General features: G+C 43.4%; 23 protein-coding genes and 1 riboswitch. Of the genes, 13 read left to right on the top strand and 10 right to left on the bottom strand.

Going from position 1 to position 25,634, the window contains the following annotated elements:
• Positions 1-19 precede the first annotated feature (19 nt).
• The 3 genes from FFM84_RS04990 (at position 20) to FFM84_RS04980 (ending at position 2,684) form a co-directional block, all read left to right on the top strand.
• Positions 20-388 (top strand): hypothetical protein, encoded by a 369-nt coding sequence (locus FFM84_RS04990; protein ID WP_130844711.1) that lies wholly within the window; start codon positions 20-22, stop codon positions 386-388.
• 61 nt (positions 389-449) lie between these two features.
• Entirely contained in the window at positions 450-1,565 is a 1,116-nt protein-coding gene (mutY, locus tag FFM84_RS04985; protein ID WP_130844712.1) for an A/G-specific adenine glycosylase, read from the top strand.
• Between the two features lie 372 nt (positions 1,566-1,937).
• Positions 1,938-2,684: a hypothetical protein gene (locus FFM84_RS04980; RefSeq protein WP_130844713.1), complete on the top strand. Its 747-nt coding sequence runs from the start codon at positions 1,938-1,940 to the stop codon at positions 2,682-2,684.
• 50 nt (positions 2,685-2,734) lie between these two features.
• On the opposite strand, the gene FFM84_RS04975 is transcribed toward FFM84_RS04980, so the two are convergent.
• Positions 2,735-4,051, bottom strand: coding sequence for a serine hydrolase domain-containing protein (locus FFM84_RS04975; protein WP_130844714.1), 1,317 nt, complete (start codon positions 4,049-4,051; stop codon positions 2,735-2,737).
• A gap of 268 nt (positions 4,052-4,319) precedes the next feature.
• Between FFM84_RS04975 and FFM84_RS04970 the strand changes: the two genes are divergently transcribed.
• Positions 4,320-4,640: a hypothetical protein gene (locus FFM84_RS04970; RefSeq protein ID WP_130844715.1), complete on the top strand. Its 321-nt coding sequence runs from the start codon at positions 4,320-4,322 to the stop codon at positions 4,638-4,640.
• 39 nt (positions 4,641-4,679) lie between these two features.
• Here the strand turns inward: FFM84_RS04970 and FFM84_RS04965 are convergent, their stop codons facing one another.
• Positions 4,680-5,312, bottom strand: coding sequence for a DNA-3-methyladenine glycosylase (locus tag FFM84_RS04965; RefSeq protein ID WP_130844757.1), 633 nt, complete (start codon positions 5,310-5,312; stop codon positions 4,680-4,682).
• A 44-nt stretch (positions 5,313-5,356) separates the two neighbouring features.
• Between FFM84_RS04965 and FFM84_RS04960 the strand changes: the two genes are divergently transcribed.
• Positions 5,357-5,731, top strand: coding sequence for a DUF488 domain-containing protein (locus FFM84_RS04960; RefSeq protein ID WP_130844758.1), 375 nt, complete (start codon positions 5,357-5,359; stop codon positions 5,729-5,731).
• A 210-nt stretch (positions 5,732-5,941) separates the two neighbouring features.
• The gene (locus FFM84_RS04955) at positions 5,942-6,346 is read left to right on the top strand and encodes a Spx/MgsR family RNA polymerase-binding regulatory protein (protein WP_130844716.1); all 405 of its coding nucleotides are present in this window, start codon (positions 5,942-5,944) and stop codon (positions 6,344-6,346) included.
• A 97-nt stretch (positions 6,347-6,443) separates the two neighbouring features.
• Here FFM84_RS04955 and FFM84_RS04950 read toward each other — a convergent pair whose 3' ends face one another.
• A complete protein-coding gene (locus tag FFM84_RS04950) occupies positions 6,444-6,944 on the bottom strand; it encodes a phosphatidylglycerophosphatase A family protein (RefSeq protein ID WP_130844717.1) in 501 nt (166 codons plus the stop codon).
• Between the two features lie 198 nt (positions 6,945-7,142).
• Between FFM84_RS04950 and FFM84_RS04945 the strand changes: the two genes are divergently transcribed.
• Positions 7,143-8,039: an alpha/beta hydrolase gene (locus tag FFM84_RS04945; RefSeq protein WP_130844718.1), complete on the top strand. Its 897-nt coding sequence runs from the start codon at positions 7,143-7,145 to the stop codon at positions 8,037-8,039.
• An 80-nt stretch (positions 8,040-8,119) separates the two neighbouring features.
• Here FFM84_RS04945 and FFM84_RS04940 read toward each other — a convergent pair whose 3' ends face one another.
• On the bottom strand, positions 8,120-9,352 hold the full coding sequence (locus FFM84_RS04940) for a peptidoglycan recognition protein family protein (RefSeq protein ID WP_130844719.1): 1,233 nt from the start codon (positions 9,350-9,352) through the stop codon (positions 8,120-8,122).
• Between the two features lie 235 nt (positions 9,353-9,587).
• On the opposite strand from FFM84_RS04940, the gene FFM84_RS04935 reads away from it, so the two are divergent.
• A complete protein-coding gene (locus FFM84_RS04935) occupies positions 9,588-10,235 on the top strand; it encodes a CPBP family intramembrane glutamic endopeptidase (RefSeq protein WP_130844720.1) in 648 nt (215 codons plus the stop codon).
• Between the two features lie 417 nt (positions 10,236-10,652).
• Positions 10,653-12,083, top strand: a complete 1,431-nt coding sequence (locus tag FFM84_RS04930; protein WP_130844721.1) for a Na+/H+ antiporter NhaC family protein — start codon at positions 10,653-10,655, stop codon at positions 12,081-12,083.
• A 464-nt stretch (positions 12,084-12,547) separates the two neighbouring features.
• Here the strand turns inward: FFM84_RS04930 and FFM84_RS04925 are convergent, their stop codons facing one another.
• The gene (locus tag FFM84_RS04925; RefSeq protein ID WP_225425268.1) at positions 12,548-13,654 is read right to left on the bottom strand and encodes an SIS domain-containing protein; all 1,107 of its coding nucleotides are present in this window, start codon (positions 13,652-13,654) and stop codon (positions 12,548-12,550) included.
• Between the two features lie 172 nt (positions 13,655-13,826).
• A riboswitch (purine riboswitch) is annotated at positions 13,827-13,925 on the top strand.
• Between the two features lie 73 nt (positions 13,926-13,998).
• On the opposite strand from FFM84_RS04925, the gene ade reads away from it, so the two are divergent.
• Complete coding sequence (ade, locus tag FFM84_RS04920) at positions 13,999-15,681, top strand: adenine deaminase (protein ID WP_130844722.1); 1,683 nt, start codon at positions 13,999-14,001, stop codon at positions 15,679-15,681.
• Positions 15,682-16,233: 552 nt separating this feature from the next.
• On the opposite strand, the gene FFM84_RS16090 is transcribed toward ade, so the two are convergent.
• Positions 16,234-16,410: a hypothetical protein gene (locus FFM84_RS16090; protein ID WP_165444481.1), complete on the bottom strand. Its 177-nt coding sequence runs from the start codon at positions 16,408-16,410 to the stop codon at positions 16,234-16,236.
• Positions 16,411-16,468: 58 nt separating this feature from the next.
• Positions 16,469-18,307 (bottom strand): heavy metal translocating P-type ATPase, encoded by a 1,839-nt coding sequence (locus tag FFM84_RS04915; RefSeq protein WP_130844723.1) that lies wholly within the window; start codon positions 18,305-18,307, stop codon positions 16,469-16,471.
• A gap of 782 nt (positions 18,308-19,089) precedes the next feature.
• Here FFM84_RS04915 and FFM84_RS04910 point away from each other — a divergent pair.
• Both FFM84_RS04910 and FFM84_RS04905 read left to right on the top strand, forming a co-directional pair.
• Positions 19,090-20,757, top strand: coding sequence for a BCCT family transporter (locus FFM84_RS04910; RefSeq protein ID WP_130844724.1), 1,668 nt, complete (start codon positions 19,090-19,092; stop codon positions 20,755-20,757).
• Between the two features lie 168 nt (positions 20,758-20,925).
• Positions 20,926-21,153 carry a hypothetical protein gene (locus FFM84_RS04905; protein WP_130844725.1) on the top strand — a complete coding sequence of 76 codons (228 nt, stop codon included), beginning with the start codon at positions 20,926-20,928 and terminating at the stop codon, positions 21,151-21,153.
• 60 nt (positions 21,154-21,213) lie between these two features.
• On the opposite strand, the gene FFM84_RS04900 is transcribed toward FFM84_RS04905, so the two are convergent.
• Positions 21,214-21,633 carry a hypothetical protein gene (locus tag FFM84_RS04900; protein WP_130844760.1) on the bottom strand — a complete coding sequence of 140 codons (420 nt, stop codon included), beginning with the start codon at positions 21,631-21,633 and terminating at the stop codon, positions 21,214-21,216.
• A gap of 253 nt (positions 21,634-21,886) precedes the next feature.
• Positions 21,887-22,807, bottom strand: coding sequence for an aldo/keto reductase (locus FFM84_RS04895; RefSeq protein ID WP_130844726.1), 921 nt, complete (start codon positions 22,805-22,807; stop codon positions 21,887-21,889).
• 847 nt (positions 22,808-23,654) lie between these two features.
• Here FFM84_RS04895 and FFM84_RS04890 point away from each other — a divergent pair.
• A complete protein-coding gene (locus tag FFM84_RS04890) occupies positions 23,655-24,644 on the top strand; it encodes a serine hydrolase domain-containing protein (protein ID WP_130844727.1) in 990 nt (329 codons plus the stop codon).
• A 57-nt stretch (positions 24,645-24,701) separates the two neighbouring features.
• On the opposite strand, the gene FFM84_RS04885 is transcribed toward FFM84_RS04890, so the two are convergent.
• Positions 24,702-25,208, bottom strand: a complete 507-nt coding sequence (locus FFM84_RS04885) for a VanZ family protein (protein WP_130844728.1) — start codon at positions 25,206-25,208, stop codon at positions 24,702-24,704.
• Positions 25,209-25,634: the final 426 nt, after the last annotated feature.

Genomic DNA, 25,634 nt, shown 5'->3' with positions numbered 1-25,634 from the left:
TAAGTTAGGTGGGGATAGAATGACGGCCGAAGTTCATGCCGAGGCGAAAGCCGAGTTGTTGCGTCAATATCAAGAAGTAGTTTCAAAATATATGACTAATATTTATGAAACGGTGGATGCTGACGCGCATTTCCAACTGAAAAATCAGTTGGGCTTTAATTATTTTGTCGATTATTTGTTTTTAGCCAATGTTTGCTATCAAGCAAGTTTAGATATTTTAAATAACGAAGATCAGAAGTATCCAGAAAGTAACGCACGATTAGCTGAAGTGATTGTGAAGTATCCAGAATTTTTAACTTTAGCGATCTTTAATGCCGATTTTCAAGACGCTAGTGTGACTGATCATTATGAAAAAACGTTAGTTAATCTCGCCGAAACGCTAGATTAGCGTGATGACCACGGGTTACCGTTACTTGGTAAGCCGTGGTTTTGTGTTAGGAGGAATAGGTATGATTGAATGGTCACCAGCGACCATTAAGGCGTTTCAAACGACGTTATTGACGTGGTTTGATCAAGAGGGTCGCGATTTACCATGGCGTCGGGACCATGAACCGTATCACATTTGGGTGTCTGAAATTATGTTGCAGCAGACCCAGGTGCAGACGGTAATCCCGTACTATGAACGGTTTATGGACTGGTTTCCAACGGTTCAAGAACTTGCCGCAGCGCCGGAAGATCGCTTGCTAAAAGCGTGGGAAGGGCTAGGCTATTATTCACGAGTGCGAAACATGCAACGATGTGCACGGCAATTATTGGCCGACTATGACGGTCAGTGGCCGAAAACGGCGACCGAGTTGACTGAGTTGATTGGGATTGGCCCATACACTGCGGGTGCCATTGCCAGTATCGCCTTTAATGAACCCGTGCCGGCTGTTGATGGGAATGCCTTTCGCGTGTTTAGTCGGTTGTTAGAAATTGATGCCGATATTGCTAAGCCACAGACGCGGCAATTATTTGAACAAGTGATTGCCAAGATTATCCCAGTCGATCGACCCGGTGATTTTAATCAAGCGATTATGGATCTGGGTTCAAGTTACATGACCGCTCGCAACCCGGATAGTGAGCACTCACCAGTCAAGGCATTCAATCAGGCTTACTTGGATGGTAAGGAATTGGCTTATCCGGTGAAGACCAAGAAACCCCGACCAGTCCCAGTCGATTATGTTGCCGTGATGGCAAAAGTACCGACTGGTGAGTGGTTGATGACGCAACGACCAAGTACGGGGATGTTGGCGAATCTATGGACGGTGCCGTTAGTTAAGGTTGATGACTTAGACTTAGCGGATGACGCAACTGAGGCTGATTTATTAGTAGCAGTTTCGACTTACTTTAAGCACGAATATCAGTTGAAAGTAACGAGTGAGAAATTGTCATTAAAGGCAGTTTCGCATACGTTTACCCACCAAAAGTGGACGATTCAGTTGTTGGCTGGAAAGGTTGAAACGACTGATTTGGCTTACTTTCCTGGTAAGGTAGTGTCGGCAGATCAACTAAGCAAGTTACCGATGCCAAAGGTACAAGAAAAAATTTGGCATCGATATCAAGAAGTTGAACACGATAACTAATTATAGGAAAAACAAAGCGATGCAAAATCTCACAAGATTTTGCATCGCTTTATTTTGAGTACTCATCTAAAAGGGTAGAAGCTAGTGGTAGCAGTCATATTAATATTAGCTTGAATTAGTCAGCACCTACGCCAGCCAGTGCTTCTGCTGGTCCATCCACAGCGTTCCAGCTCAAGGTGCGCGAACGTCAGATGGCAAGTAAGATTATGACTAAAAAGTAACTTTCGACTTTGAGTACAGACTATAAATTTACAAGTCTGAATGTTTGTTAGTTAAAAGTTCTAATGCGTATACTTAAAAGTACAAAAGGGGGAAACGGGATGCTTGGAAGATGGCACGTTGTGTTATTAGTTACGGTTAGTGCGGTAAGCATTGGGGGAATGGTTAACCACGGCGATGGCGGCTAAGCAATCCAAGTATTTACCAAGTAACACAACTTATGTCCGAACTAAAAAAGCAATGACAGTTGGGATTAAGGAAAAAGTCGGGTCTAAGTACAAATTAGTTAAAGTTCGTAAAAACACGCTGTTAAAAATTTCAGCTACCAGTGTTAGAGAAAACGGTAATAGTGATCAAACGACAGCACTGTTTACGTATGGGGCGATCCATTATGCGCGTGCTCAGAAAATAAAGTATGCAAATAGTTTAACAACTCAGGCAACCCTATTGTCTAAGGCCAATTTTAAAGCAGTTAAGCTAAAAGCACCGATGCGAACATTAATTTTTCGACCAGGGACGGGATTTAAAGCCGATGAAAAGAATTTTGACGCTATTCCAACCAGTGGGTTTTATTTAACGTTAGCTAAAGACGTGCATTTGGTAGATTCACAACAAGCCACGGATACTCAAAATTATAAACCAACTCGATCCGTTAAAGTAACCGAGGTCACGGTGATTGGAAATACGACAATAGTTGATTATAAAAAACCATTGAAAGGGTTACCTAATAAAAAGATTGCCAAAAATCATTATCGGTTAACCATTAAGCAGTTAAAAACGACTGGTAAGCTTAATCTGGACATGTCAGACGGCACGTACAATGCCATGGCGTCGTGGACGAATTATCAAATTAACAACAAACCTTACTACAATGGTGAAATTGAATATTCTGATGACTAAACAAAACGACCTCGTTCAGCAAAAACTGAACGAGGTCGTTTTTAGAATGATTACATGTAATATTTAACTAAATTATATAACGTTTTTTCAGTAAGATCGGCGGTACTGCGGCCGGTCCCTTTTTGATTAGAGAAGAAGATGACCCCAGTTTTGTTGCCTTCGGATAAGTACATATGAGTAGTAATCCCGGTGTTCCGTAAACTCCCAGAACTGTACTTCATATGGGTGCTCTTATTGTGCCACATCCCGCCATCGTAAGCGTACTTGTAATTGTTAGACAAGTAGTAGTAGTCACTCTTATTCAAAATCTTGCCATTGCGCAAGCCTTTTTGAACGGTGTAGTAATCTTGAGGTGACATATACATGTTACCGGCACCAGTCAAAGAGGATAATAAGTTCGTGGTTAAGGCATAATATTGATAATTTTTGCCATTTTCATACTTATAACTAGCGGCCGGCGTAATGTTGCTAGGAATTGTATTGTAGAAATACGTTTCTTTTAAACCTAGTTTATTGATGATCCGTGATTGCACATTGGCTTCTAAGGATTGACCAGTTAATTGGCGAATAATCCCCGCTAACAAAATGTAATTGGCGTTGGTATAGTGATGCTTACCGGCACCGGTGGCATTCAATTGGCTGATCGCATATTGAATGGCTTGTGCTTCGGTCAAATTTTTACCGGGATCAATCTCTTCGTTGGTTTGTTCGAGACCAGTGTTGTGGTCTAATAATTGACGAATCGTGATGTCGGCACTGGTTTTAATATTGGGATAAAATTTACTCAAGCGCGTGTACTGGGTCAACTTATGTTCGTTGACCAACTGGACGATAATTGCCCCCGTAATCACTTTTTGCAGTGAAGCGGTTGGGTAGACGGTGTCGCTCGTATTCAATTTACGGCCACCATAATAAGCGTAACCAGTGGAGGCGGTCACACTGTTGCTGGCATAATTTTTGATAAGCATCGCTGTACCGCGATAATGATACTTATCGATCAAAGCAATCGCATTTTGTTTAACTGAGTAGGGTTCAATCGCACTTTTTTTGACCCAGCCAATTGTGTCGCCATAGTAACTGAATTTAACCCAGGTGCCGCTTGCAGTAGTGGCCTCTTGGGTGACTTTGATAAAGCGATGTTCCCAATTTTTCCCATTTAAATCACGGGTTGCAGTTGAACTGCTGGTATTGTAAATCCCATACTTGTAAATGCCGTCATTGGTTTTAGCCTGGTTAACGAATCGTGCCGTGTAGTTCTGATTAGTTTGCTTGGAAATGGTATCGTAAGCGTGTGCCGTGGTTGGCATGAATAACCCCACTGCCGCCAAGGTACCGACAGTCCCCAAAAGTGTTGCTAGTTTTTTCATTTGTCTGAACTCCTAACCCGTAAGTGATAATTAAATCATACCTTCATTAGGCCATTGAAACAAGCTTATTCGCCTAATGTACATCTAATTAAACCCAATCAGGGCGCGGATTCGGTCCCTTTGTGTCAAATCAATTAAGTTTGATAAGGTAGCGTGTCGTCATTTAAGGGGGTTGGTCGGCCATTAGCTAGGTGTTTGTGGTAAACTAATGAAAACTAGTTTACTAATTGGTGCGGGTGGTGCCCGGCTAAGTCACGGAGGAAAAAGTATGCTGAATGTGTTTGACATTATTAAGTTAACCCAGATTGACCACAAAGAAGTCGATAGTAACCAAGTTGTCGTTACTGATGGCAATGGCAAACCAAACGCCGTTTTGACTGAATTGTTAAACGACGTGGTCGGTAATATGCGGATCTTTATTAACATGGATCAGATTTATTCCGTTGATGAGCTGACCGAAGCCCTGGCGACCCACACGCCATTACCAACGGATGTGCTAGATGAATATGAAAAAGTCTTACGCGAACCAATCTATAACATTAATTTTGTCCCAAAGCGGGGCCAAGTTGAATTAGTGGTTGGCGAATAGCGATTAAAAACGTTTGAGCGCTGGTGCTCAGGCGTTTTTTTATTGTCGCCAACCGTGATCGTCACGCCAATCGCGTTTACGACTATCACTTTGATAGGGATTACCCGCAACTACAAAACGAAGCGGGAGTTGTCCACTAGCTGCATCTGGATTGACGCCAACGCGTGGTAAAGCTTGGATTTTAACTGGTTGACGGGTTTGCGCTAAATCAATTGCGAGGTCACTAGTGGCTAAGGGCTGTAAGTTCATTTGTTGATCTTGAATGCCAAGGGCTTGCATTAATTTGCCGGGGCCGTTGGTCGCTAAAACACCATCTTTACTACGGTTAGCGACCATTTTCGGAATATTAAGGGTGGGTTCGATGGCGCGAATCAAGACGCCTTCTGGTGTTTCAGCGGGTTGGGTGACGATGTCTAACAAGAAGTTGGCTCGTAAACGGTAAATGTACAACGTCCCGGGATCGCGATAGAGTGGTTCGCTAAAAGCGGTTCGCCGACCATTAAAGGCATGCGCAGCCGTATCATGTGTGCCGAGATAGGCTTCAGTTTCAACAATCAGGCCACCGACAGTTGTCGTCGGCGTGCGGTATAATAAAGTGGTTCCTAATAAGGCTTGAGCAATTTCAGTCGTTGGCCGCCCAGTGAAAAAGGCCGCGGTGGCTAAATGAGTCATTGTCAAAAGTAAGACCTCGAATTCTAAAGATTGAAGATGGTAATGTGTTATTAAAAGTGGAACGTATCTATACCAAGCCAGCTGATCTAGATGGCTATCGTATTTTAGTGGATCGTTTATGGCCGCGTGGTATTTCCAAAGTGAATGCGCATTTAGACACTTGGGTAAAAGAAATCGGGCCGTCAACTGAACTTCGTAAATGGTTTAATCATGAGCCAGCCAAGTATCCTGAATTCAAAACCCGTTATTTAGCCGAACTTGAGGCTAATCCAATTACGACTGAGTTTGTTCAGCAAGTTGCCACGCAATTAAAAACGATGAACGTGATTTTATTATACGGCGCTAAAGACGAACAACACAACCAAGCTATGGTATTAGCCGAGTATTTACAACAAAGTGGTCAGTTACCGACAAGTTAATATGATAAAAATATTAATTCCGGAATATTCAATTCCGGGATTAATTGGTTAATAAACTGTGATCGTCAAATTATTTTATTTATTTTTTGAAAACGCTAGCAATTAGAACTTAATTTTGCTATGATTAGGATGTTAATTAATGACGTCAACTATTACAGTGCACAATAATGGGGGTTGCATTGTTAGGCAAGCAAGATTGGGGATAATGAAATGATAAACTTATGTGTGTTACCAAGTACCGCAAGTTGTCGCAAAGCCCATCGCTGGTTACTCGAGCATCGAATTCCATTCCATGAACGGAATATGAATGCTCAGCCTTTGACCGAAGTCGAAATTAAGCATTTACTCCAGTACACGTATGACGGGATTGATGATTTAATCAGCACCAAGTCCAATGCGTATCGGCAATTAAGCAAAACCACACCGATTGAAGACATGCCATTGAGTGAAGCGGTGCATGTTTTAAGTCAAACACCACAACTCTTACGGCGGCCCATTATTTTTGATGACCATCGTTTATTATGTGGGTTTAACCAAGATGAGATTCGGATGTTTATTCCACGCGACCAACGCGTTTTGAAGATGAAGTCGTTAGCGGAACATCAAATGGCTTAGGTTAACACTTTGGGGTGTTAAAAAAATTTAAAGGCACTAACTTGCCCGGCAAAACTGATGCCGGCAGTTAGTGCCTTTTTGTCATTTTCTAAGGTGATTAAGCATATTTATGGGCAATTTTAGCAGCGACAGCGGCCGCAATGGCCCCAACAAGATCGTCAATAAACGTATTAACCACACCGGATTTGTCGGTGTCGAGTTGTTTAATGACGCCTTCTTTGACTTTGTCGACATAACCATAGTTAGTGACTCCGATTGTGCCGTAAATGTTGGCCATGTTTAAAGCCAAACCTTCATCAACGCCAAACACGCCAGCATCGTTAGCGACGATTGTTTGTAAAGGTTCGCTGAGTTGTTTTTCGGTTGCCAGGCGATCGAGCTCTAGGGCGACCATCGCGTTATTTAACAATTCGCGTTTGTGAAGGACTTCTTGCGTTTCTGTTTCACATTCTGCTAGTGTTAAGCCTGACAAATATTTTGTTTGTAAGTTAAACGTAATTTGTGCAATTTCTTTGTAGGTGATGCCCTTTTTAGCCAACGCATCGATCACGAAGGTGTAGGCCGCCTTATCCGGATATTTAAATGTTTTGTTATACATACGGAACCTCCAAATTTAGCATAGTTGATTAGTTAGATTGCATAACTCATTATACTGATCTGAGAAACAAAACGGTATTAAAGGGTTCCATTTTGGTGATAATAACCACAAAAATTTCAAAAGTTATGGCATAATTGTTAACGTAACCTGTTGCTAAGGCATTAGGTCACTTTTACATAGAGGGGAACGTGAAACCTGTTGTTGAAACGAATCAGGACGGTTGGACAGTTGTTACTACTGGCCTTCGTGATTGGGGCAACCGTCATTTTGTTAGGAGCCGGTGGCAGTAGTACTAAAATTACGCGGGTAACGAGTCAGCTAACACCTACAACGGCCAAAGTTATTCAGCCAAAATACCAGCAGTCGAAAACGGCGACCGTCTTTTTGCATGGTTATAATGGCGGGGCTTATTCGACGAATTATTTGATTAAAAAAGCAGAACAAGCTGGTGCTGCGCAAAAAGCACTCGTGGTTAATGTGTATAAAAGTGGGGTCATGGCCTTCAAAGGGTATTGGCAAAAGTCGCTGAAGAATCCCATGGTGCAAGTCGTGTTTAAAGATAATCATGCGACTCAAAAGACACAGATTTATTGGTTGCATCAAGTTTTGGTGCAATTAAAGGCTAAGTACGGCGTGACCAAGTATAACGCCGTGGGTCATTCGCTTGGTTCAAATGACATTGTCAATCAAGCGTTAACCTATGGTGATGATCAAGCGTTACCTACGTTAAAGAAGATTGTCACGATTGCCGGTCCGTTTGATGGGTTAACCGGTTATTTGAATACGGCGACTGAACGGCACGTTCAAGCAGTCGCGGCTAAGCCAACACGGTTTACGCGACACTTTGCGGCGATGTTGAAGTTGCGAGCAAACTTCCCAGCTAACGTCAAAATGTTAAATGTGATTGGTGATACCAATCTAGGGTTTAACAACGACGGTTATGTTGGCGTGGCTTCGGCCAGATCTGTGAGTTATTTATTGCGTGGACAACTGGCACAGTATCGCGAAGCGTTTTATAGCGGAACTACGGCGGCGCATTGTGCGTTGAACCAGAATCCGCAAGTGGCAAAGTCGATGATTTCATTTTTGTGGTAATTAACGTTTCGATGATCTATCGCAGTATAAAAAATCGTCCTTGGAAAGAAAATTTCCAAGGACGATTTTTTAGTTAGTTGTTAATCAAATTCAGTAGCATTAATCCAGTAGGGGTCACCAGTGGTTGGAACAACGCGATACCAAGTAGTTTGCACACCATCAATGGTTCGGATACCTTCACAGTTAATATTAACGGTTTGACCTTGTAAGCTAGCGGTCGACCCAACTGATTTGGATAAGTAATGTGTGTTTGGAATATGGTTATACGTTGCTGTATTGCTGGTGGTTTTGACCGTCTTTTGTAACGTTAAGTCTTTGTTGAACGTTAACGTCCCAAAGTTCAAGGCCTTCTTGTAAACCCAGTATTTTTGTGCTGAAGTTGATTTACGGAAACGGATACGATACCATTTCGACTTGCTAGCCGTTTTGGTGCCGATTTCGTCAATATAAACGCGCTTACCAGCATAAGCCTTTGAACGCGTCCAAGTGTATTTCTTAGTTGCTCGCGTGCCTTTAATGTGATTATAGAGGCGGTACTTGGTATAACTGCTACTCAACTTAGCGGTTTCACTGCCAGAACCCTTTTGATAAGTTGCTTTGGCATAGGTTGAGGTTGATGAACCATGCAATAAGTTGTATTGACGTTTAACTTGTTGATAAAATTGAGCCATCGTATAGGCTTGACCAAAATACTTCCGACCAGCCGAAGCATAATAACCAACGGGATCAGTATGAGTGGTGCCGCCTAAAAATTTAGAAACGGCGTTGTGTGACCAAACGGTTCCTTTACCGTCATAAGCGGCGTCGTTAGGTTTTAAGTTGTATTCTTTTAAAAGGTAAGCCGTATAGTAAGCGGCATTAGCGATTTGATGTGCGAAGGCCGATTTACTGTGCACTTCGACTTGTTCAAATTGAACGAAACGTTGGTTAGCAGCGGGGCCAGCGCCCCAACTTAAATAGTTGGTGTTGGCGATGTTAACGATTCGTGAGGCGTCAACAAAACTGTGAACAAAGGCATTGCTGTAATGGGCCTTCATATAGGCGATTTCACCGTAAATCGTTGAGGTTGAATTGGCGGTTTCGTGAACGACGACGCCTTCTGGTTTACCGACACCGTTACGATATTTATACTTTGGAAAACCACTCCAGATAGACTTAGTGATAGTGGCATGGCCAATTTTTTGACTACTGATGTAACTATTGACGCTTTCAGCGTGGGCGGTAGTGTGCTGTACCGCCACGCCGATGCCGAGAACTGCTACCCCAGTAGCGATTGCTCGTAAAATGTGGGACCCCGTTGATGCTAACTTCATTGATTTGCGACCTTCCATTCTGATATCAGTCCGGCGCAACCCTGATAACGCCGTCCTTAAAACTTGTCTATATTTTAGAATAACACTATTAATCCGTAGCGAGAACTATACAAATCCCCAGTGTACCTGGGAAATGTTGCAATTGGATTACAATAAGCTTACATTCTGAACTAGTTCCAAGGGTTTTCAATTATTCTTATGATAAAGTCACAAATAATTAGGGAGGTGGCTCGAAATGTCATGGCAAAAATGTAATGTGGGCTGGTGGTCTTATATTTGCTTACTGCTCGGATGGTGTCTCGTAACGCCCGTGATTCATGGTTGGTTACCGCAACAAGTCTCGGGATGGCGTTATGATTGGTTAACGGTCGCCGCTAAAGGCATGTTGTGGGGTGGGTTAACTTGGTGGTGTTTGGGACATTATCGGGCGAAATTAACAGAACTGCCAGCCAAATTGTGGCAATTCCGTTTACCGTGGGCATTTTGGCTGAGTCTGTTAGGACTACTGGCTGTTCAGACATTAGGTCAACTGATGCGACCGGCGCCATTTGCAGTAGGCAAGTTAGATATGGGGCAGCTGATTAATGTCACGTTAGCGGCTGGCTTTTTTGAAGAATGGTTTTTCCGCGGCTGTTTGCTGAATTGTTTGTTAAAGACCGGTCCATTTTGGCGGGTTAATTTGATGCAAGCACTGGCTTTTCAGGTAATCCACTTTCCACTGTACCTCGTGATGGGTTATAGTCCGTTAGTTTGGTTAGGCAACATCGCCTGTGTCTTTCCGTTAGGATTGCTGTTCGGTTGGAATTACCAACGAAGTCACAGCATCTGGCCATCGATGATCTTACATATCGTTTGGAATAGTAGTGTTTTCTTTTTAAATTAAAAATAAATTAAAAAATGGCTTGACGATTAAAAACAAGGGTGGTATTGTTGACTACAAGTTAATAAGCGAACGTTAAACGTTACATCAAGTAGAAGCAGGTCTGGGTGTCAGGAAGTCGGTGGTTGCTGCGAACCGATCAGGAGCTGTTGTTGAAATACGGTAACCGAGTTTCGATTGAACGGAATAACTAGAACCGTTATCTTCTAGTGAGTGGTGGCTTTAGTCTGATGATAAAAGCCGCAACCTGGGTGGTACCGCGACTAGTCTAATCGTCCCTGTTGTTCTTAACGAACAATGGGGGCGATTTTTTTATGAAGAGGATGAGAACAATGATGATGAAAACTTGTGGTGGCTTAGTTCGATATTAGGTGAGTTTAGTTGACCGTTACTTTGACAACTTAAAAAGAGGAATTAATAATGAAAACAACTAAAAGTACCCCTAAAATTAGCACCTTAGAAGCTGTGATTGTGTTGCTCGTCGTCCTAGGCATTATGAGTTTAGGTGTGATCGGCTTCGGTCTGTCTCCTCAAGTTCCGGTATTACTGGCAATGGGTGTCGTTACCGCGTGGGCGATGCTACGTGGCTTTCCATGGTCGGCGGTGAACGCTGGCATTAAAGAGGGGATCGACCAAGGGATTATTCCCATTTTCATCTTTATTTTAATTGGCGCCATGATTTCCACTTGGATTGCCGCAGGGACGATTCCCACGTTAATGGTGATTGGTTTTAAACTCATCAATATTCAATGGTTCTTGCCATCAGTCTTTATCGTTTGCACATTGGTAGGTGCTGCCGTTGGGAGTGCCTTTACCGTGACCTCGACTGTCGGGATTGCCTTCTTCGGGATGGGTGTTACGATGAATTTGACCCCAGCTTTAGTTGCTGGGGCCATCATTAGTGGTGGGATCTTTGGCGATAAATTATCGCCACTATCTGAAACAAATAACTTAGCTTCAGCTGTTGTGGATACTGATTTGTTTGCCCACATTAAACACTTAATGTGGAGTACGATTCCAGCGGGCGCAATCTCATTAGGCTTATTCGCATTATTAGGTCATGGTGACCATGGGACAAGCTTAGCGAAGATTAACCAAACTGTCAGTGTCTTAAATGGCCATTTTAGTATTTCGGCATTGTCACTGTTGCCAATCGTGTTAGTCTTCGTCTGCGCGGGGTTCAAGATGCCAGCTATTCCAACGATGCTACTCAATATCTTTGTTTCGGCTGGCTTGATTTTGTTTGAACAACCTCAGATGAGTATGACCAAGTTAACAGCAATTATTAATACCGGGTTTGTTTCAAAAACGGGAAACACGAGTGTTGATACCTTATTATCACGCGGTGGTATTGTCAGCATGATGAGTATGGTGGCTTTGATTGTGGTCACGTTGTCATTAGGTGGTTTATTGATGAAATTCGGCTTGATTGGTCAAATCATGACACCGATTGCTAAGCATTTAAATAGTGACGGCAAGCTTATTACGGCTGGCGTTGTAACCTGTATTGGGGTCAATGTCTTCGTTGGTGAACAGTTTTTATCAATTATTTTGCCAGGGCGTGCTTTCCGCCAAGCCTTTCATAATGGTGGCTTAGCTGATCAAGCTTTAGGCCGCGTCTTAGAAGATGGTGGGACCGTTATTAACTACTTAGTTCCGTGGGGTGTTGGTGGCGTCTTCTTGACCACGACGTTAGGTGTTCCAACCGTTCAATACTTACCATTCGTCTTCTTTAGTCTACTTTGCCCAGTAATGTCTATTCTCAGTGGCTTTACTGGCCTGGGGTTAGCGCACTTACATGCGTCAAAAAAAGCGACAACTAAATTAACGCAAGCTACTGAATTAAATTAGATTATATTGTATTGGATACTTGCGGTGGTTGGTGGCTTCATCAGCTGTGGGGACCGGTTCAAGCCTGAGGAGCGGTCTTGAACCTCGACTTGATCAACGGCAAAAGCCGCCGTTGATCAAGATCGTCCGTGGCGTTAATCCGGTAAGTCGCCGGATTAACGCCACTTTCACAGCCAATTACGTCAGCAACCACCTCCAGCTAATGTAGTTAAGCAGTATTTCAGTGGAGTTAGACTAGCTAGTGTTCCGTGTCGGCAACGTTAGATGACGTTTTGTGTCATCTTAGGTTGCGGGGCGACTTTAAAGACTTGAATTGTAGGCTTTAAAGCGAGATTCCAGACCGCTTTTAGGCTGGAATCGGCCCCCACAGAACGCTGGCTAGTCTAACGGAACGATTAAATAGCTCAACTCAAAAAAACAGCTTCGCCACGATAACTTGTGGGGAAGCTGTTTTGAATGAACGGTTATTTGGGTTGATCGACGCCATCAACGACCGTTTGAAATTTAGTGAAAATTGAATGCGATAAATTAATCCCTTTGGCTTTGGCAATGAACCAAGCTAAGACTTGGAACGGAATAATGGCAAGTAATGGGGCTTTTAAGACGTCATCCACTTGATGAAGGATCAAGGTCTGTTCATCTTTTTCAGTTGGCTGTTCACCAGTAAAACTAATCGTATAAATGTGTGGCGTGAGATTAGATTCAAAAGTTTTAACGGCAGCCTGTTTTTGCATCACGTTAGGTAAGGTATTTAATTCAATATAAAATTGACGGTGGTTTTCATGGGCACCGAGATAAGCCCCGTGAGTAAAGTCAGCGACTGTGTAGCCGTTTGTTGGGACGCGGACAATTTCAGTGAACTTAGTCTCCATTTCGGCTAGTGTACCCGCAACGACGCTTGGTCCGATGGCCGTAAATTGATCAGCTAACCCAAAATCAATCGTGAATTTCCGGTAGTAGTCATTTGACCGTTGGATCGTTTCATTGATGTGTTCGATCAAGAGACCAAATTCATCGAGTTCTTGATTTGCGGCTAATTCAGTCATTAAATTGCGGTTAGCGGCACTGCGTAACCCTAAGAACATTAAGGAAAGCATTAAGGCACTGTAACTCAAGGTGATATATGGAATGGTTTCCTTACCAGTTAAAATATCGACCGTTGCATCCGTTAATGTTGGTAACTGACTCTTGACCTGGCTAGTCATGGCAATGGTATAGGCATGGCTACCAGCCGTGACCTTTTTAAGTGCGGCGATGGTATCTGGATCTTCACCGCTTAATGAAATGGCGATAACCGTGTCAATACCAGGATTAATGTGGCCATAGTTAGCGTAGTATTCCGCATCTTGGACATCAACTTGGATATTAGCGGTGTGTTCCATATAAAGGCGCGCACTTTTAGCGGCGTTGAGACTTGAAGCCGTTGTGAGGATCAACCAGTGGTGGGTATCCTCAGGCGCTTGGGCCATGGCATTGCCGATTTGTTCGGGATAGGCGGCAAGTATTTGATTTAAAACAGATTGTTCACGACGAATATAAGATAACATGGTGGGGTTATTCATCATCATCATAGTTAAGTCCAGCTCCTTTAATTATTAAATTATTCATGAACATTATATCGCTTTCATTGTCACTAGGCTATGGCAGTCATGCACTGGGTGATGATAATTTTTAGGGCTGAAAGTTAAAGGTGACGGTTTGCATTTATGCGCAAATTTTGCTAAGGTTACTGACAACCAAAAAATAACTTAAACAACAATTGCCTATATAATGCCGTAATATGGACGGCGAGTTTCTACCCAACCCCGTAAAGGTTGGACTATAAGCGAATTGAGCCGCTGGATCTCTCTCTCAATTTGCCGGGAGGGGTCCGGCGGCTTTTTTCTCCGGATAGGCAGAAGGAGAAACCAAGAATATGAAAAAGACAGTCGATATGGTGATTACAGGGGCTCAGGTTTTAAATACGTTGACGCGTGAATTTGAAAAGACGAGTCTTTGGATCGATCAAGGGTACGTGGTCAGTAATTTAGTGGATGCGCCTTATGACGCTCGTCAGCGAGTAGATGCGACGGGGCAATGGATTGTACCAGGGATGATTGATGCGCATGTGCATATGGAAAGCTCGTTAGTTGCGCCAAGTGAACTCGGTAAAGTCTTGTTAGCGCACGGCGTGACTGCGATTGCGACCGATCCCCATGAACTAGCTAATGTGGCTGGAACAGCGGGTATTCAGTATTTGATTGACGATGCCCGGCAAACACCGTTGGATGTATTTTTCATGTTGCCATCATCGGTACCGTGTGTGCCATTTGATGATAATGGCGCCACATTGCATGCAGCCGATTTACGACCACTCTATGCGCAACCGGAAGTACGCGGGTTGGCTGAAGTGATGGATTACGGCGCGGTAGCCCGCGGTGATGAAGATACGATGGCTAAGATTCATGATGCACAGACATTTGGTTATCACGCGGATGGACATGCGGCTGGGTTAACGCCGCAACAATTGGCAGTCATGCGCAACGCGGGGCTTGATACTGATCATGAGTGCACAACAGTACAAGAAGCGCTGGATCGAGTGCAAGCTGGCATGATGGTCTTTTTACGTGAGGGGACGGTCGAACGCGATGTGCAAGCCACAATTGGGGCAGTGACCGAAGCTAATGCCAGTCGGTTTGCCTTTTGTACTGATGACAAAACGATTGCGGATCTGATGACGGAAGGGTCAATCGATTATAACGTGAAATTGGCGATTGCCAGTGGCATGCGTCCAGCATTGGCGTATACCCTAGCGAGCTATAACGCGGCCTGCGCACATCGCTTAAGTGACCGTGGTAGCCTAACACCAGGACAATTAGCGGATCTGGTGGTATTAGATCACGTTGAGACGGTCCAAATCGCGAAGACGATGAAGACCGGCCAGTGGGTTGAATCGGTGGTTAAGTCCAAACCGCTTCCATTTACAGCGACTAAGATTCAGCATCACGCGACTTTAGCCGATTTAGCCTTACCATTAATACACGACCGAGTGAATGTCATTGGAGTGCAGCCTAACCATATTGAAACCGATCATTTGGTGAAGACGGTACCTGTAGTTGACGGACAATTTGTCGCTGACTTGGACCAGGATATTTTAAAAATGGTCGTGGTCGAACGTCATCATCAAACCGGCCGGGTTGGGGTCGGATTAGTACACGGCTTTCGATTAAAACATGGGGCAATTGCCAGTTCCGTGGCGCATGATGCCCATAACATTGTCGCGGTTGGAACATCGGATGCGGCGATTCTAAGAGCGATTGAACAAATTACTGCTACCGATGGGGGACTAGCGGTTGTTGATGACGACCAAGTCATGGCGGATTTGCCGTTAGCAGTTGGTGGCTTATTGTCTGCCACCACTTATCAAACGACGGCGCAACGATTAACAACGCTTAAACAGGCTTACGATCAACTTTGTGAGACGCCGTTACCATTTGATCCGTTTATCACGTTGTCATTTTTAACGTTACCCGTGATTCCAACGTTGAAACTTACTGATCGCGGTTTGTTTGATCAAACAATCTTTGATTTTATTTCAGTAGAACAATCTAAAGGTTAAAAGATAATCATGGCGATGGAAACCGTACCAGTACTGGTTTGAACTGTACTAAATTAGCCACCTCCGCCAGCCAGTGATTCTGCCGGCTGTGAGACCGGCTCCAGCCAAAATGCGGGCTTCCACCTCGCTTTTGAGCCTAGCCAAAACCGCTAGTCTCAAAAGTCGTCCACATCGTAAGCCCGGAAAAATCATCCGGACTAACGATGTTGTCACGGCCGGCGCCATCACTGGCTGACTCCGGTTAGTTTCTTGTTGCTAGTTAAATTTGATCATCCCACCAGCTTAGACGAGAGTGAGCCCACATTGAGCCCAGCCGTGGGGTTCTCTTAGCGATAGAGACTGGCGCTTTTGAAACACGATTTTGGTGGTTCAAAACGACGGTTCAGACCGCCTTTTGGCTGAACCGGTCCGCTCACAGCGTTCCGGCTCAATGTGGGCGAACGGTAGGCGGCAAGTAAGCTTAATGCCCCATCAACGATAATTGTTAAAAAGTAAGGTTCAACCTTTAGTCAAAATAATAAAAAATCCTGAGAATCTTTTCTCAGGATTTTTTTATTGGCGAGGACGTTTGCGAGTAGACCAGGCAAACGGTAACGCCACAATCATGTAGCCAAAGTCGACGAGAATGGCTTGGCGTAACGGGACTTTTAGTAAGAACACGGCAATCGAGGTCAGAATAGCAATAAAAATTAGTGATTCTTTTGACCAATTTAAAACCCAATCAGGCATACGCTCACATCCGTTTCTCTCGCAAGCATAGCACTGGTGATTGGGTTTTGGCAACGCTTTAATGTACTTGTTGCGAATTCAATTGGGTTAATTGTGAATTGGCGCGTGGACGATCACGTAAGGCGCGCAAGGCCCACAAGATGGAGACGGTATCGACGACTTCTTGAAGCATCGCGCCAAAGAGCGCTGGAATGATGCCGGAACTAGCGATTAACATTAGGATTGTACAGATGGCAATACCAATCCAGACCGCTTGTTTTGCCACATTCATCGTGTCTTTGGAGATTTGAATCGCGGTGACCACGCGACTGAGATCATCTTTTAAGATCACCACATCAGCAGATTCACTCGCAGCAGTTGACCCATGAGCCCCCATAGCAATCCCGACATCGGCCACGGCAAGTGAAGGCGCATCATTGACGCCATCACCCACCATGATGACTGGTCTGTCGGATTTAGCAATGGCTTTTAAATTCGTAATCTTATCGGCTGGCAACAGGTCGGCTTGAACGGTATCAATACCAACTTCTTGGGCAATTTTGGTGGCGATGGCCCGTTGATCGCCAGTCAGCATCATGACATTTTGGACGCCTTCAGCGTGTAAGGCTTGTAAGGTAGCCGCAGCTTCTGGACGGACATTATCGATAAACGTAATATGACCGGCGTACTGTCCATCAACGGCAACGTAAATCGCCGTTTGCGCCAGAGGTGTTAAGTCAGTATTAGGTGCGACAAAGCGTAATTTACCGACTTTAACAGTGTGGTCATCGATTTGTGCCGTGACCCCATTGCCGGTGACTTCGTCTAACTGATCAACGGGACTAAGCGGTGTGTCACTGGCATATTTAACGATTGAACGTGCCAGAATGTGACTAGAATTTTGTTCAGCACTAGCTGCTAAATGTAAGATTTGTGTTGCGGTAAATCCGGGTTGTGGGACGATTTGATTGACCGTTAATTGACCACTCGTAATGGTACCCGTTTTATCAAACGCAGCGGATTTAGCGGTCGCCATTTTTTCAAGCATGTCACCAGTTTTAACGACAATCCCGTTACGACTTGTGCGACTCATCCCAGAAACTAACGCTACCGGTGCCGCGAGAATCAGTGGACATGGTGACGCAACCACTAAGACTTCTGCGAAGCGGTGGGGATCGCCGCTCAACCACCAGGCGATACCAGCGATGAGGTAGGCCACTAATGTAAATGGAATCGCATATCGATCGGCTAGCCGGACGAACTTAGCTGGCCGGGCTTCGGATTCCTTAACTAACTTGACTAGTTGTTGATACTGACTATCGGCGGCGACTTTATCAACGACCATTGTGATGGCACTGTCTCCATTGACTGCACCAGACATGACATCGTCACCCACTTTTTTCTCAACCGGTTTAGATTCACCAGTTAATGAGGCTTCATCAAAAAGTGCGGTTCCTTGAATAAGATGACCATCAACGGGCACCAGTTCGCCTGGTTTAACGACTAATTGATCGCCAATTTGTGCGGCTTCAACGGCAATATCAGTTAATTGACCGTCGACTTGTCGATGGGCGATTTGAGGTGAGTTGTCGAGCAAGGCCTTCAATTCAGTGTTGGCCCGTTTAGCCGCGTAATCTTCTAGTGAGTCACCACCAGTTAACATAATTAACACAATCAAACTGGCCCAATATTCACTAACCGCTAAGGTCGCGACGATGGCAGTAATTGCCAGTAAATCGACGCCGTATTTACCGGTTCGCAAGGTTTTAATCATTTCAATCAACATTGACAAGGTCATCAATGAGCCCAGAATAGTGATGATCACTTGCGCCGTGCCTGGTTGGTGCAGCCCAAATTGTAAAATTAACGCGATAACCCCCACGGCAACCGTCAAACTTAATTTGTAATAATGTCTCATTGTGGTCTCCTCCTTTACATCATGAAACCGATTCCTTTATACTTATAGCAAGGATAGCATGAAACGATTGAAATTCAAACAGATAATAATGATTCTAAAGTAATTTTAATAATTTGCGCAAATGATGATTAATTTTCAGAAAGATTGGCCTTTTTTGACGACTGAAAAATGGTCTCAGGCCTTTCATGATAGGCTTTAAACCCCGAAAAACCGGCAATTTGAATTATTTTCTAATGCTAGTATAGTTATAAGTGAACATTCAGATATATCAGAAAATACTGAAATCAGCATTTGTATAAGACGTCGCGCTGTACAGGTGGTAACTTGTTACCCTGTCGTGCGACTTTTTGTGTATTATGGGGCCGATCATGACGCCCACTTTACAAATGACGTATCTGAATTCAAGGGGGTTTTTCATTAGCAAGATACGGTAACTATGTATAGTTACATGGTGTGTTAGCGGTCAGTTGACCACAACATGCGGCTATCAGCGCTAAAGCATTGGCGACTGCCAATGGTGATGATGCAATTTAACTAGTTTTGTCAGTATGGCGTAGTTTTAGCTCACCCAACGGAAAGAAGGAAATTCTGCTACTGATTTTGAGATAGCACAAACCGAGCTAGAACTGCAAGCCGTTTACCTTATTAAAACTAAGGGTACTGAGTGCTGCGAAGCTTTTTCGCAGGGGTGTACCGATTGCTAGTCGGAAATTAACGCGTGGGGACTCCCAGTTGATTGAGCTGGGAGGGTGAACCACGAAATTTTTTGATATCGAGAGGATATTTTCAGTAGCAGGTTTGCTATTTTAAAAAGTAAGAATATTGATTGGTGGGTGTATTTACCAACGATTGCGCTCTTCGCGCTCGCGTCCGTCGTGTTACTCGTCGGGGGTAAGTCGTTAGAAACGGGGTTAACGTCAATCTTAACCTGGTTAACCAGTAATATGAGCTGGTTGTACATGTTGGTCTATGTCATCAACTTTATCTTTTTCATTTACTTAGGATTAAGTAAGTTTGGGAAAACAAAACTCGGTGGCCCTAATGATAAGCCAGAATTCTCAACGTTCCATTGGGGGAGCATGGTTTATGCCACTGGGATTGATGCCAGCATTTTAATGTTGAGTATCGTGGACCCCTTACGCTATTTACAAAGTCCATCATTCGGCGCTAAGCCGTTTTCAAATACAGCGTATAATTATGCGCATATGTTAGGCCAGTTCAACTGGGGACCCATGGCGTGGATGATGTTTGCGCCGGCCACCATTGGAATTGCCTATGCAATGTATGTTAAGCACGTCAAGGTTCAACGGTTGAGTGCGGCGATTTCAGTCTTGGAAGGCCAAAGCTTGGCTAAGCGGGTTGCTCGTAATCTGGTCGACTTTTTAGTCGTTATTGGGATTATGGGTGGTGTCGGAACTTCTGTCGGTATGGAAATTCCAGTCATTTCCAAAGTTTTGAGTACTGTCACTGGGATTCCTGATACGATGACCTTGAAGTTAGGTTTATTCGCGATTTTATTTGTGATCTTTGCGTTGGCCGTCTTTAATGGCCTCAAACGTGGGATTGGCCGGCTGAGTTCGGCCCATATTTGGTTGGCGATTGGCTTTTTAGTGGTCGTTTTACTAGTAGGTCCCACCGTTTATATTTTAAATTCAGAAACCAACAGTATTGGTCTGTTTATTAATAAATTTGTTAGCATGAGTTTCAATACGGCGGCTAATGGTCCGATGACCGCGATGCAAAGTCAAACGATCTTCTATTGGGGCTGGTGGTTATCCTTTATGCCAGTGATGGGCTTATTTATTGCCCGGATCTCACGCGGTCGGACGATTCGTCAGGTCTTAGGCGGGATGCTCTTATGGGGCTCGCTTGGTTGTGTCAGTTTCTATGCCGTTTTAGGTGGTTATGCCTTGTACTTGCAAAAGATGGGGATTGTTAATTTGGTTCACATTTTGAACACTCAAGGTCAAGCTGCGGTAATTGCAGCGGTCTTAACGACATTGCCATTGAAGATGATTATGTTGGTTTTGTATTGTCTATCATGTTTCATCTTTTTGGCCACCACGGTGTCATCATTTGCGTTCATCACGTCATCATTTACGAGTAAAGAATTGGCAGTGGGTGAACAACCGAGTCGTTTTAATCGGATGAGCTGGGTTGTTATCTTCTTGCTCTTCTCGCTAGGGTTAGTGACGGTCGGTGGTTTTAAAGCCATTCAGTCGATTTGTGCAATGTCAGGTTTTCCACTGATTGCGGTTTGTCTGGTCTTGTTGTACTCGATCTATCATGATTTATCGACGGATCCAGTCAAAGAAGCGGCTAAAGCGCAAGCTAAAGCCACTGCCAAGGCTCGGCGGCAACAGTTGGCTCGAGATGTTGAAATTTCGACGAAGACCGATTATGCGCGCGAACGGCGGGCAGTCGGTAAGTCGGCCTCAGAGACTGACTAAGTTAATCATGATTTGGAGACACTAAAGAGCTGCGACGTTTGTCGCGGCTCTTTTTTTGATAGTCTTTACAGAAATGAAACTCGAAATTTACGTTTTCAATACCGGAACTTTACAATGGCTCACTATACTCAAGGCGTAAGTCAAATGAATAGTTAGGTGGGTATCGGGATGCGGTTAGGAACCAAAACAATGGTAGTTTTAGGATTTAGCCTGGTCTTAGGCGGTTCAACTGAACGCAGCGTGCGGGACTTACCAACGTTAGGTCAGTCATGGCAATTCGAGCAACCGACCACAGTTGCTAAGCAAATGCCAGTGCGTTGGCAAGTTGGCGTACGCATGGGGATGTTTAAGCGGGTAACGCCATTGCAGTTTGGCTCAAGGTCAAAAGGGATATAGGTTCGTGATATGGGGAATAAAAAAAGACATGATCACTAATGGTCATGTCTTTTTTGCTGGTTATTTTGTGGCTTTTTGAGATTTAGCTTTTTTACGGTCCCGCAAAGCCGTTTTGAAGGTTTCGATTTCATCAATGTGCTTGGACACCCATTCTTTATAGTTCGAATGTGAATCAGTATCACTGATTTTTAAGCCAGTCTCTAGCCAGAACAAAGCTTCTGTTAGTGAACCAAAGTTATGTAACCAGAGTGTATGGCCGTTATCAGAATCTAAAGCCACGTAAGATTTATAATGCGGCGTTAAAAAGGTATGTTTAACGATTTTAAAGGCTGCCCGTCGTCGGGTTAGCTTGTAGTCCGGTAAAATGTAACGACCCGGATGAGCTAAGTGTGGGACGGAATTTTTACGTTGTTCTTTATATTCTGTCAGCATCGCTTTAGCGCGTTTAGGGCTGATGAGTGTAATGTTGAATTTTGGCATGGCAGGGCTCCCTTTAAGCATGGTCTTAACGATTAACTTTATAATTGTATGATAGCTAAGTTTTATACCTTTAATGATAGCGCATTTTTGGTCAAACTCGAAATATAAAAGCCTAACTTTCTTTAGATTTAAGAATTGGTGGGTTAGGGTGATTGATGTTGAAGGAGTCAATTGATCAAAAAAAGTTTGAGACAAGGCCCAAACTTTTTTGTGGTAACAACTATGATATTGTTTTGTACCCGTTTTTAGCTCATTAGGGTAAGTCATGTCCGGCAGCTAAGTATAAGTCGTACCAGTCTTGACGACTAAGCGTTACCTCAGTTCCGGCAGCATTTTCAGTTAAATGAGTCGGATTCATGGTCCCTAAGATAACTTGGAAGTGAGCCGGATGTCGTAGAATCCAAGCTGTTGCAATGGCACCTTTAGTTGTGTTGTAAGTATCGGCTAACGTTTGCAAGGCGGCGTTGAGTTCAGGAAACTTAGGATTATCCAAGAATATCCCAGCAAAGGTGCCATATTGATAAGGTGACCACGCTTGAATGGTCATCTGGTGTAAACGTGAATATTCAATGATGCCACCATCATGGTTGATGCTACGTTCGTCTTGCATATTAGTATGGAACCCAAAATCAATAGCGCCGGTATGCATGAGGCCAAATTGTAATTGATTAATGATGAGTTTTTGTGAAACCGCTGCTTGCAGTAAGTCAACTTGCTGAGGATTAAAGTTGGACACCCCAAAGTAGCGCACTTTCCCAGTTGCTTGTAAGTCATCAAAAGCTGCGGCAACTTCAGCAGGGTCCATTAAAGCGTCCGGCCGATGGAGCAGGAAGGTGTCAAGATAATCGACGCCTAACCGCTGTAATTCGGCGTCAACACTAGCAATTAAATGTTCTTTTGAAATGTCGTAACGTTTGCCAGGAACGATGCCACCTTTAGATTGCAAATAAAATTGGTCACGTGCTAAGTGGGACTGCTTAATTGCGGTTCCAAGTAGCGTTGAAGACTGACCACCACCATAAATATCGGCGGTATCAATATAATTAATGCCCTGATCAACGGCGGTTTTTAAAATGGTCGTTGCTTGTTCAGCGGTGAGGGCATTCATGCGCATAACGCCCAGCGCAACAGCGGAAACTTGCCGTGTCGTTGGGCCTAAAGTAATCATTTTCATGGTTTTTTTAACTCCTTGATGAATTGAATTTAAAAATAAGCAAAAAAATAGGACTCAAGGCTTCTCGTGCTTGAGTCCCATTTATGAGGAATAACCTTGGTTAGCAAGAACACGTTGTTCATTGTTCTTAATGTGTTACACCTTCATGCTATTCAATTTTACGTGCGTCCAACTTCTAACGGACTAACCCGTACTTGTTGTATCTATCTGCTTTAGTCGATCAAAAGTAATCAATTACTTGATTCGTGACTCATCAAACGGGTTTTAACGAAAGTCGAACTCGCGTTTAAAACTTAGGAATGTCTTCGTAACAGACATGCACCTCCGTTTAAACTTTTAATACTAAGCTACAATGGAACTGTGAAACAATTGAAACTGATAAAACCTGGTACTAGTGGAACATACAATTGGTCATCGGCGACACCTGTTTCCTAACAAATCGTTAAAATCTAGATAGTCTTGATAACTCCGGTTAAATCGTCTTGCGGTTACTGTTTATTCAAGGATCAACGTTCAGCCATTCAAAGAAATTTACAACTTGCTTTAAACCGATAACGCTTAGCGACGCCTGAACTGGTCTCAGTAACGACCAATGCTTTTGAAGCTAGATATCTAACGTTGCCACGATATCTACTTATTTGAGAAGCTTGCTAACGAGGTTATTACCTTTCCTCACTTAGTATAATAGCACACGATGTAAGCGGTTGCAACATAAAGAGCTAAAATGTTAAAAAAGATGTTAACGTTGCTTTTATGGGAGTTTTCGTTATGATAAAAGGGTAATTAATAATTAAAACGGCATGACTAGTAACGTCATCGACCATTATGAAAGGTAGGCTCGTGACTAGTGATTAAAAAAATAACACAGTATCTTGATAGCTGCATCGATGCCGGCGATATTTTTGGGGCCTCGTTTGCGCTGATTACCCCGCGGGGAATTGATCAATATTATCATGGTAAGCAAGGTAATGATGAATTTGGCATTGGTTTAGATGCCTCGATGATTTATGACTTAGCTTCGGTGACGAAAGTGGTTGCCACCACAACACGGATTTTCCAATTGTTGTCTGATCATACGATTCGTTTAGAAGACTCGGTAACGCGCTTTTTACCAGGGTTTCAACACCCAGAAATTACGATTAAACATCTTTTACTTCATAATAGTGGGTTACCTGCGGATATTGAACATTTAACCGCAATGAATCGTGAGGATTTAATTACTGCAGTTTATGGGGCGAAATTAATCAATCAGCCGGGTGAGAAAGTTGTATATTCTGACTTAGGCTATATTATCCTAGGCTGGATCATCCGGACGGTTGACGGCGCCCTCGCACGAAGTATTCAAGATCATGTTTGTTATCCATTGGCAATGACCAATACGGGTTACAATTTGAATCGGCCTAAGATTCGGTTTGTACCGACTGAGTTTGACCCACGTCGAGGACAAATTCAAGGTCAAGTTCATGATTACAAAGCTTTCTTATTGAATGGTGAGAGTGGTCATGCAGGGTTATTCTCAACACTAACTGATTTGACCGTTTTTGTTGAGATGATGTTGAACTTTGGTGAATACCAAGGTAAACGGGTCCTGGATGAAAATGTCTTTGATTGGTTAGGGGAATACGATGTTGACGGTCGAACGTTGGGCTGGGAACGTCGGCCAGGAAAACATCAGTACTTCCATACCGGTTACACGGGTCCTGCGATTGCGTTTGATTTAGATCGCCAGATTGGATTGGTCTTATTAACGAATCGTGTTTACCCAACGAGTGATAATCAAGTTTGGAATCAAGATCGCGCACATGTCTTTGATCTGTTCTTTGACGAAGAAGGCTAAAACTAAAGAAGTGACGCCTGTTTCGCATTTGCGAATAGGCGTCACTTCTTTAGTTTGTTACCATTTAAACCAGGTTTGGCGATTTAGCCAATAACTAAAGGCACCACCGATGATAACGCCGGCCCAGTTAGTGAGCACATCATCGACTTCAACCCAGCGATTAATTTGAACAAGCCAATCTAAAATAAATTGCCCAGTTTCTAAAGTTAAACCAGTGAGCAGTCCGATAAAAATGAGTCGTCGCCACGACCAGTGTGGAAAGTTCCAAATAATCAAAAAACCAAGTGGCATGGTTAAAAGCACATTTAACCAAAATTCAATGTCGAGATGTTGAAATGGTACTAGCGTTAACTTGACCGGACCAAATACTAAATAGTGAATGATCTCGGTGCCACTGAAATTATAAGCCGTTGGGGTATAACAAATACCAGTTAAAACCCAAATAAAGCCGAGCAAAGCGCAACACTTTAACTTGATTAATAAAGAGTCAGACTGGCGACTGAGATAAATAAGACCAATGCCAGTACCGATTGAACTAATGATGAAAGGCAACCATGCAAGCAAATTTCGTCATCCTCCTTGATACTGATTACTGCCTATTATATGAAAGAAACTATTGATTGACGAGACTGTTTTCGAAAAAGTGAAAAAAGTTTTGAAAAGTTGTTGACATGGATAACCGAAATTGATATATTTGTATACGTTGCTGCTACGGCAGGCAAGGAATTCAAAAATAAATTATTGAAATTAGTTGTTGACAACTTCTTCATTGATTGTTATGATTATTCCTGTTGTCGCAACGGCAACCAAAACAAATTAAGTTGTTACTTCTCAAAAAAAAGATGTTGACATGAAATGCTTAAGATGTTATGATGATTAAGTTGCGTTGAGGTAATCAGCCAACAAATTAGACCTTTGAAAACTGAACAAAGTTTCGACAAATCAAATGTGTAGGGTCTGCTAACTTAGGTTAGCACAACAAACATTTGC

It is taken from the genome of Lactiplantibacillus mudanjiangensis, from assembly GCF_005405385.1.
In the GTDB taxonomy this organism is placed as follows: domain Bacteria; phylum Bacillota; class Bacilli; order Lactobacillales; family Lactobacillaceae; genus Lactiplantibacillus; species Lactiplantibacillus mudanjiangensis.
The sequence above is the reverse complement of the archived record's forward strand: the minus strand, read 5'-3'. Positions and strand labels throughout refer to the sequence as shown.

Bases quoted from the DNA above. Each gene is read 5' to 3' on its own strand.
- FFM84_RS04990 (WP_130844711.1), top strand. From the start codon at position 20: ATGACGGCCGAAGTTCATGCCGAGGCGAAAGCCGAGTTGTTGCGTCAA.
- mutY (WP_130844712.1), top strand. From the start codon at position 450: ATGATTGAATGGTCACCAGCGACCATTAAGGCGTTTCAAACGACGTTA.
- FFM84_RS04975 (WP_130844714.1), bottom strand. From the start codon at position 4,051: ATGAAAAAACTAGCAACACTTTTGGGGACTGTCGGTACCTTGGCGGCA.
- FFM84_RS04970 (WP_130844715.1), top strand. From the start codon at position 4,320: ATGCTGAATGTGTTTGACATTATTAAGTTAACCCAGATTGACCACAAA.
- FFM84_RS04965 (WP_130844757.1), bottom strand. From the start codon at position 5,312: ATGACTCATTTAGCCACCGCGGCCTTTTTCACTGGGCGGCCAACGACT.
- FFM84_RS04955 (WP_130844716.1), top strand. From the start codon at position 5,942: ATGATAAACTTATGTGTGTTACCAAGTACCGCAAGTTGTCGCAAAGCC.
- FFM84_RS04950 (WP_130844717.1), bottom strand. From the start codon at position 6,944: ATGTATAACAAAACATTTAAATATCCGGATAAGGCGGCCTACACCTTC.
- FFM84_RS04940 (WP_130844719.1), bottom strand. From the start codon at position 9,352: ATGAAGTTAGCATCAACGGGGTCCCACATTTTACGAGCAATCGCTACT.
- FFM84_RS04935 (WP_130844720.1), top strand. From the start codon at position 9,588: ATGTCATGGCAAAAATGTAATGTGGGCTGGTGGTCTTATATTTGCTTA.
- FFM84_RS04930 (WP_130844721.1), top strand. From the start codon at position 10,653: ATGAAAACAACTAAAAGTACCCCTAAAATTAGCACCTTAGAAGCTGTG.
- FFM84_RS04925 (WP_225425268.1), bottom strand. From the start codon at position 13,654: ATGATGATGATGAATAACCCCACCATGTTATCTTATATTCGTCGTGAA.
- ade (WP_130844722.1), top strand. From the start codon at position 13,999: ATGAAAAAGACAGTCGATATGGTGATTACAGGGGCTCAGGTTTTAAAT.
- FFM84_RS16090 (WP_165444481.1), bottom strand. From the start codon at position 16,410: ATGCCTGATTGGGTTTTAAATTGGTCAAAAGAATCACTAATTTTTATT.
- FFM84_RS04915 (WP_130844723.1), bottom strand. From the start codon at position 18,307: ATGAGACATTATTACAAATTAAGTTTGACGGTTGCCGTGGGGGTTATC.
- FFM84_RS04905 (WP_130844725.1), top strand. From the start codon at position 20,926: ATGCGGTTAGGAACCAAAACAATGGTAGTTTTAGGATTTAGCCTGGTC.
- FFM84_RS04900 (WP_130844760.1), bottom strand. From the start codon at position 21,633: ATGCCAAAATTCAACATTACACTCATCAGCCCTAAACGCGCTAAAGCG.
- FFM84_RS04895 (WP_130844726.1), bottom strand. From the start codon at position 22,807: ATGAAAATGATTACTTTAGGCCCAACGACACGGCAAGTTTCCGCTGTT.